General features: G+C 65.8%; 11 protein-coding genes and 1 pseudogene. 9 read left to right on the top strand and 3 right to left on the bottom strand.

Annotated elements, in window-relative coordinates; all coding sequences use genetic code 11:
- From WS75_RS07760 to map, 3 genes and pseudogenes are all read right to left on the bottom strand, one after another.
- Positions 1-706 (bottom strand): annotated as a pseudogene (locus WS75_RS07760) (pseudouridine synthase); the annotation flags it as partial.
- A gap of 16 nt (positions 707-722) precedes the next feature.
- On the bottom strand, positions 723-3,299 hold the full coding sequence (locus WS75_RS07765) for a [protein-PII] uridylyltransferase (protein ID WP_059679978.1): 2,577 nt from the start codon (positions 3,297-3,299) through the stop codon (positions 723-725).
- 60 nt (positions 3,300-3,359) lie between these two features.
- A complete protein-coding gene (gene map / locus WS75_RS07770; protein ID WP_059679979.1) occupies positions 3,360-4,175 on the bottom strand; it encodes a type I methionyl aminopeptidase in 816 nt (271 codons plus the stop codon).
- 410 nt (positions 4,176-4,585) lie between these two features.
- Between map and rpsB the strand changes: the two genes are divergently transcribed.
- From rpsB to bamA, 9 genes are all read left to right on the top strand, one after another.
- Positions 4,586-5,326, top strand: coding sequence for a 30S ribosomal protein S2 (rpsB, locus tag WS75_RS07775; RefSeq protein WP_006483818.1), 741 nt, complete (start codon positions 4,586-4,588; stop codon positions 5,324-5,326).
- A 162-nt stretch (positions 5,327-5,488) separates the two neighbouring features.
- Complete coding sequence (gene tsf, locus WS75_RS07780) at positions 5,489-6,370, top strand: translation elongation factor Ts (protein ID WP_059680139.1); 882 nt, start codon at positions 5,489-5,491, stop codon at positions 6,368-6,370.
- Between the two features lie 156 nt (positions 6,371-6,526).
- Entirely contained in the window at positions 6,527-7,240 is a 714-nt protein-coding gene (pyrH, locus tag WS75_RS07785) for a UMP kinase (protein ID WP_011885142.1), read from the top strand.
- A 102-nt stretch (positions 7,241-7,342) separates the two neighbouring features.
- The gene (gene frr / locus WS75_RS07790; RefSeq protein WP_006483822.1) at positions 7,343-7,903 is read left to right on the top strand and encodes a ribosome recycling factor; all 561 of its coding nucleotides are present in this window, start codon (positions 7,343-7,345) and stop codon (positions 7,901-7,903) included.
- A gap of 47 nt (positions 7,904-7,950) precedes the next feature.
- A complete protein-coding gene (gene uppS, locus WS75_RS07795; RefSeq protein ID WP_006758563.1) occupies positions 7,951-8,733 on the top strand; it encodes a polyprenyl diphosphate synthase in 783 nt (260 codons plus the stop codon).
- Positions 8,727-9,548, top strand: a complete 822-nt coding sequence (locus tag WS75_RS07800; protein ID WP_059679980.1) for a phosphatidate cytidylyltransferase — start codon at positions 8,727-8,729, stop codon at positions 9,546-9,548. The genes uppS and WS75_RS07800 overlap by 7 nt, the downstream gene beginning before the upstream one ends.
- 15 nt (positions 9,549-9,563) lie before the next feature.
- A complete protein-coding gene (locus WS75_RS07805; RefSeq protein ID WP_059679981.1) occupies positions 9,564-10,760 on the top strand; it encodes a 1-deoxy-D-xylulose-5-phosphate reductoisomerase in 1,197 nt (398 codons plus the stop codon).
- 11 nt (positions 10,761-10,771) lie between these two features.
- Entirely contained in the window at positions 10,772-12,145 is a 1,374-nt protein-coding gene (gene rseP / locus WS75_RS07810; protein ID WP_059679982.1) for an RIP metalloprotease RseP, read from the top strand.
- Positions 12,146-12,209: 64 nt separating this feature from the next.
- Positions 12,210-14,516 (top strand): outer membrane protein assembly factor BamA, encoded by a 2,307-nt coding sequence (gene bamA / locus WS75_RS07815; protein WP_059679983.1) that lies wholly within the window; start codon positions 12,210-12,212, stop codon positions 14,514-14,516.
- Positions 14,517-14,530: the final 14 nt, after the last annotated feature.

Consider the following 14,530-nt stretch of genomic DNA (forward strand, 5'->3'; position numbering starts at 1 on the left):
CGCCTTCGGCGCCTGCGCGGCGCGGACGCGCATCGTCGTCGCTGCGACGCGCCGGGCGGTCGGACGACGTGCGGCGTTCGCCGAAGCTGCGCTTTTCGCCTGCGCCGGCTGCCTTGTCGCGATAGGGCGCACGTGCAGCGCCTTCGGCGCCTGCGCGGCGCGGACGCGCATCGTCGTCGCTGCGACGCGCCGGGCGGTCGGACGACGTACGGCGTTCGCCGAAGCTGCGCTTTTCGCCTGCGCCTGCTGCCTTGTCGCGATAGGGCGCACGTGCAGCGCCTTCGGCGCCTGCGCGGCGCGGGCGTGTATCGTCGTCGCTGCGACGCGCCGGGCGGTCGGACGACGTGCGGCGTTCGCCGAAGCTGCGCTTTTCGCCTGCGCCGGCTGCCTTGTCGCGGTAGGGCGCACGTTCGCCGCGCTCGGCGCGGCCGCCAGGCTTCGCATCGCTGCGATAGCCGCGCTCGGCGCCGCCGTCACGCGGCGCGCGCTTTGCCGGAGCGCGATCCGCACCCTCCGCGCCGCGCGGCTTGAACGCGCGTTCGCCGGCGGCGGCCGGTGCGGCGGCCTTCTTCGGACGCGGCGGCTTATCGGCCGCGGGCGGCGCGGCGGGGCGCACCGCCTTGCGGGCGACGAGGCTGCCGGAGCGGACGGGTGCGCGGGTCGGCGACGCCGGCCGCGGATTCTTGACGGTCAATTTGGTGCGCATAAACGCTGGGATTCATTCAGACTGCGATCGCGCGCAGCAATTCGGTTTCGAGCTGGATCTGCAAGCGGTTGTCGGACAGGCCGGCACCGTCGAGCAGGAAGATGTCTTCGACACGTTCGCCGAGCGTATTGATCCGCGCCGCGTGGACGCCGACCCGATGCTCGGCCAGGACGCGCGCGATCGAATAGAGAAGGCCCGGCCGGTCGTTGGCGGACACGGACAGGATGTAGTACTGGCCGCGCTCGTCAGCCCGGAGGTCGACGCGCGGCGTGATCGGAAACGTCCGGGACAGCCGCGACAGGCGGCCCTTGGACGGCTCAGGCAGCGACGCGGTTTCGGCAAGGCGCGTCGCGAGTTGCTGTTCGACGAGATTCGCGATGTCGCGATAGTGCACGTCGAGCTCGGTCTGCGTGACGATGAAGTTGTCGAGCGCATAGCCGTGCCGCGTCGTGCTGACGCGCGCATCGAGCACCGACAGCCCATTGCGGTCGAAGTACGCGCAAATGCCCGCGAACAGGTCGGGGCGGTCCTTCACGTACACGAGCACTTGCAGCGCATCGCCGATCGGCGACGGCCGCGCGCGGACGATCGCGGTTTCGGCGTTCACGTGCCGGTACAGCACGCGCGTCTGCCATGCGATGTCGGCCGCGTCGTGGCGCAGGAAAAAGCCGATGTCGAGCTGATCCCACAGCGCGCGGTGCGCGTCCTCGGGTACGGTCTCGAGGCGCAGCAGCGCGAGCGCCTGCTCCTGTCGCGACTTCAGTTCCGAATGCGCGTCGGGATTCGCGCCGCCGAGCACCGCCAGCGTGATCCGGTAGAGGTCCTCGAGGAGCTTGCCCTTCCACGTGTTCCACACCTTCGGGCTCGTGCCGCGGATATCGGCGACGGTCAGCAGGTAAAGCGCGGTGAGGTAGCGCTCGTTGCCGACGACCTCGGCGAAGCGCTTGATGACCTCGGGGTCGCTCGTGTCCTGCTTCTGCGCGACCTGGCTCATCGTCAGGTGATGCTGGACGAGCCACACGATCAGCGCCGCGTCGTCGCTGGCGATCCCGTGCTCGCGGCAGAAACGCCGCGCGTCGGCCATCCCGAGCGTCGAGTGGTCGCCGCCGCGGCCCTTCGCGATGTCGTGGAACAGCGCCGCGACATACAGCACCCACGGGCGCTCGAAATTGCCGATCAGCTGGCTGCAGAACGGGTACTCGTGCGCATGCTCGGCCACCGCGAAACGGCGAATGTTGCGCAACACCATCAGGATGTGCTGGTCGACCGTGTACACGTGGTACAGGTCGTGCTGCATCTGGCCGACGATGCGGCGGAAATTCAGCAGATAGCGGCCGAGCACGCTCGTCTGGTTCATCAGCCGGAACGCATGCGTGATGCCTTCGGGCTGCTGCAGGATCTGCATGAACGTGCTGCGGTTCTGCGGATCGCGCCGCCACGTGTTGTTCATGATCTCGCGCGAGTTGTACAGCGCGCGCAGCGTGCGGGCGGACAGGCCCTTCACGCCGCGGGTCGCCTCGTACAGCAGGAACGCTTCGAGGATCGCGTCCGGATGGCGTTCGAACACGCCGTCGTCGACGATCTCGAGCATGCCCTGCTTCTCGACGAAGCGATCGGGCGACAGCACGCGCGTGATGCCGCTCGTCGCGGGAAACAGCTGCGCCTCGATATTCTGGATCAGGATCGTCGCCAGCTGCGTGACCGCTTTCGCGGCCCAGTAGTAACGGCGCATCAGCTGCTCGCTCGCGCGTTTGGCCTGCGTCGGCTGGTAGCCGAAGCTCTCGGCGGCCTGCGTCTGAAGGTCGAACACGAGCATGTCCTGGCGGCGGCCGGCGATCACGTGCAGCCGCGCCCGCAACGTCTTCAGGAATCCTTCGTTGCGGCGCAGCTCGCGTGCCTCGCGATCGGTGATGAGGCCGCGCGTGTCGAGCTCGCGCCAGCTGCTGCCGAAGCCGGCCGCGCGTGCGATCCACAGGATCGTCTGCAGGTCGCGCAACCCGCCCGGGCTTTCCTTCACGTTCGGCTCGAGGCTGTACGGCGTGTCCTGGCACTTCGCGTGGCGCTGGCGCATCTCGAGCACCTTCGCGGTGAAGAACGCGCGCGCGTCGAGCGCCTCGTGGTACCGCACGGTGAAGCGCTCGAACAGCGCGGTGCTGCCGACGATGCGGCGCGCTTCCAGCAGCGAGGTCTGCACGGTGACGTCGTGCGACGCTTCCTCGATGCATTGGGCGACCGTGCGCACGCTGCTGCCGATCTCGAGGCCGAGATCCCATGCCATCCCGATGAAGCGCTCGATGCGCGCGTCGAGCGCCGGGTCGTGCGCATCGGGCAGCAGCACGAGGATGTCGACGTCGGAGTAGGGCGCGAGTTCGCCGCGCCCGTAGCCGCCGACGGCGACGAGTGCGAGCGTCGCGGGCAGCCCGCAGTCGTCCCACACGCGCTTGAGCACGTCGTCGGTGAGTTTCGATAGCGCGTGCATCAGCGACGCGACGTTCGCCGCGCTGCGAAAGCGCTCGAGCATGTCGGCCTTGGCGGCCTTGAATTCGGCGCGCCGCGACAGCGCTTCGGGCGAGGGGGCGGCGTGAGCGCTCATGGGCGGGCCGTTCAGGTCAGCAGGTCAGGGGGCGGGCGGGGCAGGCTGGCGCGGCGGCGCTCAAACCGCGGCGGCTGGTTGCGCGAACACCGGGCGCGCCGGCGTGCCGGCGGACACGGTCAGCACCTCGTAGCCCGTCTCGGTGACGAGCACCGTGTGCTCCCACTGCGCGGACAAGCTGCGGTCGCGCGTCTTGACCGTCCACTGGTCGGGCATCGTGCGGATGTCGCGCTTGCCGGCGTTGATCATCGGCTCGATCGTGAAGATCATCCCGGCCTTCAGCTCGATGCCGGTGCCCGGACGGCCGTAGTGTACGACCTGCGGATCCTCGTGGAACACCGTGCCGATGCCGTGGCCGCAGTATTCGCGCACGACGCTGTAGCCCTGCGCTTCCGCATGCTTCTGGATCGCATGGCCGATGTCGCCGAGGTGAGCGCCGGGCTTGACCTGGTCGATGCCGAGCCACATGCACTCATAGGTGGTCTGGACGAGGCGCTTCGCGAGGATCGAGCCCTCGCCGACGATGAACATCCGGCTGGTGTCGCCGAAGTAGCCGTTCTTGATCACGGTGATGTCGATGTTCAGCGCGTCGCCGTTCTTGATCACCTTCTCGCCCGGAATGCCGTGGCAGATGACGTCGTTGACCGAGATGCAGGTTGCCTTCGGGTACGGTGGATAGCCGGGCGGCTGATAATTCAGCGGCGCGGGGATCGTGCCCTGCTCGTTGAGCATGAATTCGTGACAAAGCCGGTCGAGTTCGGCGGTCGTGATGCCCGCGACGACGTGCGGCGTGATGAAGTCGAGCACTTCGCTCGCGAGACGGCAGGCGACGCGCATCTCGGCGATATCGTGTTCGTTTTTGAGCGTAATAGCCATCGAGGTATGCCTGGAATGCGGTGAATTGACGGATTATCGCACCTTATGGCGGGCCTCGCAGCCCCTGCCGGCGGTACCGGTGCGGGTTTTCGCGGATTGTCCGGCCGGCTGCCGCGCGGCAAGCGAAAGTGCCGGGCGACTTGAGAGCCGACAAATCGGCGTGCTATACTCTCTGGCTAAGTCGACATCCAAATGCCGAACATGCCCCATCATGGGGCAGTACAGGCGCCCAAGGCGGACGTACAGGGCGGCATGGAAATGAAAGGCTTGCGGCACGGGCATTTTCGCACGTGCCGAATCGCAAGCCGGCGCAACCAGGGTGCCGACGCGCGGAACGAGGCGTCCTTCGGGGCGCGTTCGCGCGGCGGTACGGCAGCCGGCTTAAGACCCAACCCTCGTGGAGAATTTACATGGCAGTCACGATGCGCCAAATGCTGGAAGCGGGTGTCCACTTCGGTCACCAGACCCGTTTCTGGAACCCGAAGATGGCTCCGTTCATTTTCGGTCACCGCAACAAGATTCACATCATCAACCTCGAAAAGACGCTGCCGATGTTCACGGACGCACAGAAGTACGTGCGCCAGCTGGCAGCGAACCGCGGCACGATCCTGTTCGTCGGCACGAAGCGTCAGTCGCGTGACACGATCGCTCAGGAAGCGCAGCGCGCGGGCATGCCGTACGTCAACGCACGCTGGCTCGGCGGCATGATGACCAACTTCAAGACGCTGAAGGTTTCGATCAAGCGTCTGAAGGACATGGAAGCGGCAGTCGAGGCAGGCGAGCTCGAGAAGATGAGCAAGAAGGAAGCGCTGCTGTTCGAACGCGAAATCGCCAAGCTGCAGAAGTCGATCGGTGGCGTGAAGGACATGGGCGGCATTCCGGACGCAATCTTCGTCGTCGACGTCGGCTACCACAAGATTGCCGTGACGGAAGCGAACAAGCTGGGCGTGCCGGTCATCGCCGTGGTCGATACGAACCACTCGCCGGAAGGTGTGGATTACGTGATCCCGGGTAACGACGACTCGAGCAAGGCAGTCGCGCTGTACGCTGAAGGCGTGGCCGACGCGATCCTGGAAGGCCGTGCGAACGCGGTCAACGAAGTGGTCCAGGCAGCGCGTGGCGACGACGAGTACGTCGAGGAAAACGCGTAACTGGCCCGGAGCCGGCGCAAAAAGGGGGCTCTCAACAGGCCCCCTTTTTTTAAGCTTGTGCGCCGGACCTGATCGCGCCGAATCGGCGCGGGTCCGGAAACGATTTTCGGCCGTTCGCGTCCAAGCGGGCGGCGTTGTGAATACAGACTCAAGGAGCGAATGATGGCGGCAATTACCGCAAGCATGGTGGCAGAACTGCGCGCAAAGACCGACGCACCGATGATGGAGTGCAAGAAGGCGCTGACGGAAGCCGACGGCGATCTGGCCAAGGCTGAAGAACTGCTGCGCGTGAAGCTCGGCAACAAGGCGAGCAAGGCGGCATCGCGCGTGACGGCCGAAGGCGTCGTCGCATCGTTCGTCGGCGGCAACGCGGGCGCGCTGGTCGAACTGAACTGCGAAACCGACTTCGTCGCGAAGAACGACGACTTCCTCGCATTCTCGAAGACGGTTGCAGAACTCGTCGCGACGCAAAACCCGGCCGACGTGGCAGCGCTGTCGGCACTGCCGCTCGACGGCTCGACGGTCGACGCAGTCCGTCTGGCCCTGATCGGCAAGATCGGCGAAAACGTGTCGATCCGCCGTTTCGTCCGTTTCGAAACCGCGAACAAGATCGCAACGTACCTGCACGGCGCGCGTATCGGCGTGATCGTCGAGTACACGGGTGCGGAAGAGCAGGTCGGCAAGGACGTCGCGATGCACATCGCCGCGATGAAGCCGGTCGCGCTGTCGTCGGCAGACGTGCCGGCGGAACTGATCGAGACGGAGCGCCGTGTCGCCGAGCAGAAGGCTGCCGAATCGGGCAAGCCGGCTGAAATCGTCGCGAAGATGGTCGACGGCAGCGTCCAGAAGTACCTGAAGGAAGTGTCGCTGCTGAACCAGACGTTCGTGAAGAACGACAAGCAGACGATCGAGCAGATGCTGAAGGCAGCGGATGCGGCAGTGCAGAAGTTCGCGCTGTTCGTCGTCGGCGAAGGCATCGAGAAGCGCCAGGACGACTTTGCCGCCGAAGTGGCCGCACAAGTCGCAGCAGCAAAGCAGCAGTAAGCAGTCAGGCAGTATCCGCGGCGGGCGTCCGCTCCGCCGCGGCCGGCGGCGCCGCCGGCCGGCCGGGAACCCCCGTCCGACCGTCGGCGCTTGCCCGAATCAGTATTTCGCCCCTACAGTTCGTGGTTGTCATCCTCTCGTCGCTCGGAAGCCCCTATGTCCAATGCCTATAAACGCGTCCTCCTCAAACTCTCCGGCGAAGCGCTGATGGGCGACGATGCCTTCGGCATCAATCGCGCGACGATCGAGCGGATGGTGGCGGATATCGCCGAAGTCGTGGGTCTCGGCACGCAGCTCGCGGTCGTGATCGGCGGCGGTAACATTTTCCGCGGTGTCGCGGGCGGTGCGGCCGGCATGGACCGCGCGACGGCCGACTACATGGGGATGCTGGCCACGATGATGAACGCACTGGCGCTGCAGGATGCGATGCGCCACGCCGGCATCGTCGCGCGCGTGCAGTCCGCGCTGCGCATGGACCAGGTCGTCGAGCCGTACATCCGGCCCCGTGCGATCCGCCAGCTCGAGGAAGGCAAGGTCGTGATCTTCGCGGCCGGCACGGGCAACCCGTTCTTCACGACGGACACGGCCGCCGCGCTGCGCGGCTCGGAAGTGGGCGCCGAGGTCGTACTGAAGGCGACCAAGGTCGATGGCGTATATTCTGCCGATCCGAAGAAGGATCCGTCGGCCACGCGCTACACGACGATCAGCTTCGACGAGGCGATCAGCCGCAATCTGCAGGTGATGGACGCGACGGCCTTCGCGCTGTGCCGCGACCAGAAGCTGCCGATTCGCGTGTTTTCGATCAACAAGCCGGGCGCGCTCAAGCGTATCGTGCTGGGCGAGGACGAAGGTACGCTCGTCCACGTGTAAACTCCCGCGGATGCGGGCAAGCGGCGTGGGTCGTCGGCCGCGGTGCGAGGCGCGCCGGGCGGGGCCCGCGTTCTTTGAAGGTTGGAAGGTTTGGAGGTTGAAATGAGTGTCGCTGATGTCAAGAAGGGCGTAGAGCAGAAGATGCAGCGCTCGATCGAAGCGTTCAAGAACGATCTGGCGAAGATCCGTACGGGCCGTGCGCACACCGGTCTGCTCGATCACGTGCAGGTCGACTACTACGGTTCGATGGTGCCGATCTCGCAGGTTGCGAACCTGACGCTCGTCGACGCACGCACGATCGGCGTGCAGCCGTGGGAAAAGAACATGGTCGCGAAGGTCGAGAAGGCCATCCGCGAAGCCGATCTCGGCCTGAACCCGGCGACGGCCGGCGACCTGATCCGCGTGCCGATGCCCGCGCTGACGGAAGAGCGCCGCCGCGAACTGACCAAGGTGGTCAAGAGCGAAGGCGAAACGGCCAAGGTCGCGATCCGCAACCTGCGCCGCGACGCGAACGAAGCGCTCAAGAAGCTCGTGAAGGACAAGGAAATCTCGGAAGACGACGAGCGCCGTGCGAGCGACGACGTGCAGAAGCTGACCGACAAGCACGTTGCCGAAGTCGACAAGCTCGTGCAGACCAAGGAAGCCGAGATCATGACGGTCTGACGACCGTCCTCGCGCGCCGCCTTCTTCCCGCAACTGTCTCAACGGCCATGACCTATACCAGCTCTACCGTTCGCGTGCCTGACGTCGGCGCCGTGCCGCGTCATATCGCGATCATCATGGACGGCAATGGCCGTTGGGCGACCGAACGCCGCTTGCCGCGCGTCGCGGGGCACACCCGCGGCGTGGATGCCGTGCGGGCGGTGGTCGAAGGCTGCGCGCGCGCCGGCGTCGAATACCTGACGCTGTTCGCGTTCAGTTCGGAAAACTGGCGCCGGCCGAACGACGAAGTGTCGTTCCTGATGCGGCTGTTCATCACCGCGCTCGAGCGCGAGATCGGCAAGCTGCATGCGAACGGGATCCGCCTGCGGGTGGTGGGCGATCTCGAGCGCTTCGAGCCGCGCATCCGCGAACTGATCCGCCGCGCCGAAACCAAGACGGCGCGCAACACCCGTCTCACCCTGACGATCGCCGCGAACTACGGCGGCCGCTGGGACATCCTGCAGGCGACGAAGAAGCTCGTCGAGCAGGCCGTGCGCGAGGGCCGCGAGGTCGACGTGACCGAAGACGCGTTCGCGCCGCACCTGGCGATGGCCTATGCGCCGGAGCCCGATCTCTTCATCCGCACCGGCGGCGAGCAGCGTGTCAGCAATTTCTTGCTGTGGCAGCTCGCGTACGCCGAATTCTATTTCACCGACAAATACTGGCCGGACTTCGATGGCGCGGCGCTGGCCGACGCGATCGCATCGTATACCGAGCGCGAGCGCCGTTTCGGGCGCACCAGCGCGCAGCTCGAACCACAATCGCAGAACGCCGATTCCCTTTCATGCTGAAGACCCGTGTGATCACGGCGGTCGTGATGCTGGCAGTGTTGCTGCCCGTGACGCTGTTCGCGCCGCTCACCGCGTTTGGCGCGCTGATCGGCGTCGTGCTCGTGTTCGCCGCCTGGGAGTGGGCGCGCCTGCTCAAGCTCGGCGCGACCGGTTCGATCGTCTACGCGATCGTCGCGGCGCTGGCGCTCGCGGCGACCGCGCCGCTCGGCGTCGAAGCCGCATCGTCCCGTCCCCTTTTTATGGCAGCCGGCGTCTTCTGGCTGCTGGTCGGCCCGTTCTCGCTGCGGCGCAAGCCGGCGCTCGCGGGCGGCGTGTGGCGGCCGTTCCTGCTCGCGGCCGGGCTCGCGGTGTTCGCGGCCTGCTGGCACGCGGTCGTCGCGGCGCGTGCGCAGGGCGTTTCGTTCGTGCTGTCGCTGCTTCTGGTCGTCTGGCTGGCCGATATCGGCGCATATTTCGCGGGCAAGGCCTTCGGAAAGCGTAAACTGGCCGTTACGATCAGTCCCGGCAAGAGCTGGGAAGGCGCGATCGGTGGCTGGCTCGCCGTGATGGTCGTCGCGGGTGTCGCGATGGCCGCGCACTGGTTCGAGCCGACCCTGTTTTCCGCACTCGCCGCGCGTTACGGGATGCCCGGCGCGTGGGCCGCGCTGACGCTGCTGGTCGTCTACAGCGTGATCGGCGACCTGTTCGAGTCGCTGCTCAAGCGTCAGGCGGGCGTGAAGGATTCGAGCGGCCTGCTGCCCGGTCACGGCGGCGTGCTCGACCGCGTCGACGCGCTGCTGCCGGTGCTGCCGCTCGCAATGCTGCTGCTTGGTTAAACCACTATTTCTGTTATGCAAAAACGTCTGACACTGCTCGGTTCCACGGGCTCGATCGGAGACAGCACGCTCGACGTGGTCGCCCGCCATCCCGAGCGTTTCTCGGTCTACGCGTTGACCGCGCACCGCAACGGCGACAAGCTCGTCGAGCAGTGCCTGCGCTTCTCGCCCGAAATCGCGGTGGTCGGCGATGCGAACACGGCGGCGCACGTCGAGGCGAAACTGCGCGCGGCGGGCAGCAAGACCACGGTGCTGTACGGGCCGCAGGCGCTCGTCGACGTGTCGAAGAGCGACGGCTGCGATACGGTCGTCGCCGCGATCGTCGGCGCGGCCGGCCTTGCACCGAGCCTCGCGGCCGCGCGCGCCGGCAAGCGCATCCTGCTCGCGAACAAGGAATCGCTCGTGATGTCGGGCGCGATCTTCATGGACGCCGTGCGCGATCATGGCGCGATCCTGCTGCCGGTCGACAGCGAACACAACGCGATCTTCCAGTGCATGCCGCGCGACGAGAACGAACACGGCGGGATCTCGAAGATCATCCTGACCGCATCGGGCGGCCCGTTCCGTACGCGCGAGCCGGCCACGCTCGTCGACGTGACGCCGGACGAAGCGTGCAAGCACCCGAACTGGGTGATGGGCCGCAAGATTTCCGTCGATTCCGCGACGATGATGAACAAGGGCCTCGAAGTGATCGAGGCGCACTGGATTTTCGGCTTGGCCGGCGACCGGATCGACGTGCTGATTCACCCGCAGAGCGTGATCCATTCGCTCGTGTCGTACCGCGACGGCTCGGTGCTCGCTCAGCTCGGCAACCCCGACATGCGCACGCCGATCGCGCACGCGCTCGCGTTCCCGGAGCGCGTCGACGCCGGTGTCGACCAGCTCGACCTCGCGCAGATCGCACAGCTGTCGTTCGAGAAGCCCGATTACACGCGCTTCCCGTGCCTCGCGCTCGCGCTGAAGGCGCTTGAGGAGGGCGGTATCGCGAGCGCCGCGTTGAACGCGGCGAACGAAATCGCGGTCGAAGCATTTCTCGAGCGCCGGATCGGCTTCATGGCGATCGCGGCGACGGTCGATGCGGTGCTCAACGCGCTGCCGAACCGTAACCCGAATGGGCTCGATGACGTCCTTGCGGCGGACGCCGAGGCACGCCGCCTCGCCGCCGAGATCATTGCAAAAGCGCCTGCGTCACGCGTGGAGCGCGCTGTCTGAATGAGGTGCTCATGAACGTGCTGGTCGAACTGATCGCGTTTGCGGTGGCGATCGGGGTGCTGGTCGTCGTGCATGAGTACGGACATTATCGCGTCGCGCGCTGGTGCGGCGTGAAGGTGCTGCGTTTCTCGATCGGTTTCGGCCAGCCCGTCGCGCGCTGGGTCAGCCGCAGGACGGGCACTGAATGGACGCTCTCCGCGTTGCCGCTCGGCGGTTACGTGAAGATGCTCGACGAGCGTGAGCCGGGGGCGAGCGTCAAGCCCGAGGAACTCGATCAGGCGTTCAACCGGCAATCGGTGTTCAAGCGCATCGCGATCGTCGCTGCCGGCCCGATCGCGAACTTTCTGTTGGCAATCGTCCTCTTTTCCGCTGTATTCGCGACCGGCGTGACCGAGCCGGCCGCGGTGCTCGCGCCGCCGGCTGCCGGCACGGTGGCGGCCCGCGCGGGCTTCGACGGCAGCGAGACGATCGTGTCGATCCGCGACGCCGACGGCGGCGAGGCCGCGCCGGTGCGCTCGTGGTCGGACCTGCGCTGGAAGCTGCTGTCCGCCGCGTTCGATCATCGCGAGGTCGTGCTCGGCGCGCGCGACGGCGGTTCGGCGACGTTCGACTTCCGCGTCGACCTGCGCAATGTTCCCGAAAGCCAGCTCGACGACGATTTCATGATGCACCTGGGCTTCGAGACCGGCGGCGGCACGCTGTCGGTCGCGTCGGTGCAGCCCGGCAGCGCGGCCGAGCAGGCGGGCCTGAAGGCCGGCGACAAGCTGCTGGCGCTCGACGGCAATCCGATCGGCGGCGCATCGCGCTTCATCGACGCGGTGAAGCACCATGCGGGTCAGGCGGTCGAGCTGCGGGTCGAGCGTGGCGGCGCGACGCAAACCGTGCAGATCGTGCCGCAGGCGCAGCGCGACGATGAAACGGGGCAGCAGATCGGCCGCATCGGCGCGTCGCTGTCGATGCACACGCCGTCGGTCGACGTGCGCTATGGACCGATCGAGAGTCTGCAGCTCGGTGCGCACCGCACGTGGGACATTGCGATTTACTCGCTGAAGATGTTCGGACGGATGATCACGGGCGATGCGTCGCTGAAGAACCTGTCCGGCCCGGTGACGATTGCCGACTACGCCGGCAAGAGCGCGCGGCTCGGTCCGTCGGCCTTCCTGTCGTTCCTCGCCCTTGTCAGCATTAGCCTCGGGGTGCTGAACTTGCTGCCGATTCCCGTTTTGGACGGGGGGCATCTGTTATATTATCTGGTTGAAGCCGCGACCGGGAAAGCCGTCTCGGAGCGTTGGCAGCTAATTCTGCAAAGAGCCGGGTTGATCTGCATCGTCGCGTTGTCGGCGATCGCGCTGTTCAACGACCTGGCTCGGTTAATCCATTTCTGAAGCGTCAGGCGGCGGCCAGTCGGCCGCCGCCTGATTTGATGCAGCTAAATATTGGGGATGCACGTTGTTCAAACCTCATCGCTTTGTACCTAAGACAGTTGCAGCGGCCGCGCTCGCCGCGCACGGCCTCGCGGCGCATGCAGCGGCACCGTTCGTGGTGCAAGACATCAAGATCGAGGGGTTGCAGCGCGTCGAAGCGGGTTCGGTGTTTGCCTACCTGCCGATCAAGCAGGGCGATACCTTCTCCGACGACAAGGCATCCGAAGCAATCCGCGCGCTGTACGCGACGGGCTTCTTCAACGACGTGCGCATCGCCACCCAGGGCAACGTCGTGATCGTGCAGGTGCAGGAGCGTCCGGCCATCGCGTCGATCGACTTCACCGGCACGAAGGAATTCGACAAGGACAACCTGACGAAGGCGCTGCGCGCGGTGGGTCTGGCCGACGGCCGCTACTACGACAAGGCGCTCGTCGACAAGGCGGAGCAGGAGCTCAAGCGTCAGTACCTGACGCGCGGCTTCTACGCGGCCGAGGTCAAGACGACGATCACGCCGGTCGACGCGAACCGCGTGTCGATCCTGTTCGCGGTCGCCGAAGGCCCGAGCGCGAAGATCCGCCAGATCAACTTCATCGGCAACAAGGCGTTCAGCACCAGCACGCTGCGCGACGAAATGCAGCTGTCGACGCCGAACTGGTTCTCCTGGTACACGAAGAACGACCTGTACTCGAAGGAAAAGCTGACGGGCGACCTCGAGGCCGTGCGCTCGTACTACCTGAACCGCGGCTACCTCGAGTTCAACATCGAATCGACCCAGGTGTCGATCTCGCCCGACAAGAAAGACATGTACCTGACGGTCACGCTGCATGAAGGCGAGCCGTACACGGTGTCGGGCATCAAGCTGTCGGGCAACCTGCTCGATCGCGAAGCCGAACTGAACAAGCTGATCAAGATCAAGCCGGGCGATCGTTTCTCGGCCGAAAAGCTGCAGCAAACGACCAAGTCGATCGTCGACAAGCTCGGCGAATACGGTTACGCATTCGCGACCGTCAACGCGCAGCCGGACATCGACCAGGCGAACCACAAGGTGAACCTGAACCTCGTCGTCGATCCGAGCCGCCGCGTGTACGTGCGCCGCATCAACGTGGTCGGCAACACGCGTACGCGCGACGAAGTCGTGCGCCGCGAAATGCGCCAGCTCGAAAGCTCGTGGTTCGATTCGAACCGCCTCGCGCTGTCGAAGGATCGCGTGAACCGTCTCGGCTACTTCACTAACGTCGACGTGACCACGGTGCCCGTCGAAGGCACGAACGACCAGGTCGACGTGAACGTGAAGGTCGATGAAAAGCCGACCGGCGCGATCACGCTGGGCGCCGGCTTCTCGTCGACGGACAAGGTGGTGCTGTCGGCCGGCGTGTCGCAGGACAACGTGTTCGGCTCGGGCACGAGCCTGTCGGTGAACGTCAATACCGCGAAGAGCTACCGCACGCTGACCGTCACACAGGTCGACCCGTACTTCACGGTCGACGGCATCAAGCGGATCACGGACGTCTACTACCGCACGTACCAGCCGCTCTACTATTCGACGAGCTCGAGCTTCCGGATCATCAGTGCAGGCGGCAACCTGAAGTTCGGCATTCCGTTCTCGGAAGTCGACACCGTCTACTTCGGCGCGGGCTTCGAGCAGAACCGTCTCGACGTCGACTCGAACACGCCGCAGAGCTACCAGGATTACGTGAACGAGTTCGGCCGCGTGTCGAACACGGTGCCGCTGACGGTGGCCTGGTCGCGCGACGCGCGTGACAGTGCGCTGATCCCGAGCCGCGGCTACTTCACGCAGGCGAACGTCGAATACGGCGTGCCGGTCGGCAAGATCCAGTACTACAAGGCCGACCTGCAGGCGCAGTACTACTATTCGTTCTCGCGTGGCTTCATCCTGGGCCTGAACCTGCAAGGCGGCTACGGTAACGGTATCGGCAACCCGTACCCGATCTTCAAGAACTACTACGCGGGCGGTATCGGCTCCGTGCGTGGCTACGAGCCGAGCTCGCTGGGTCCGCGCGATACGAAGACGAACGACCCGATCGGCGGTTCGAAGATGGTGGTCGGCAACATCGAGCTGACGTTCCCGCTGCCGGGCACCGGCTACGACCGCACGCTGCGCGTGTTCACGTTCCTCGACGGCGGTAACGTGTGGGGCAACGCGCCGGGCGGCACGAGTACCGGCGCGAACGGCCTGCGTTACGGCTACGGTGTGGGTCTCGCGTGGATCTCGCCGATCGGCCCGCTGAAGCTGAGCCTCGGCTTCCCGCTGCAGAAGCATGAAGGCGACCAGTACCAGAAATTCCAGTTCCAGATCGGGACGGCGTTCTGATCGAACGCATGACA

Source organism: Burkholderia sp. FL-7-2-10-S1-D7, from assembly GCF_001524185.1.
Taxonomy (GTDB): domain Bacteria; phylum Pseudomonadota; class Gammaproteobacteria; order Burkholderiales; family Burkholderiaceae; genus Burkholderia; species Burkholderia diffusa.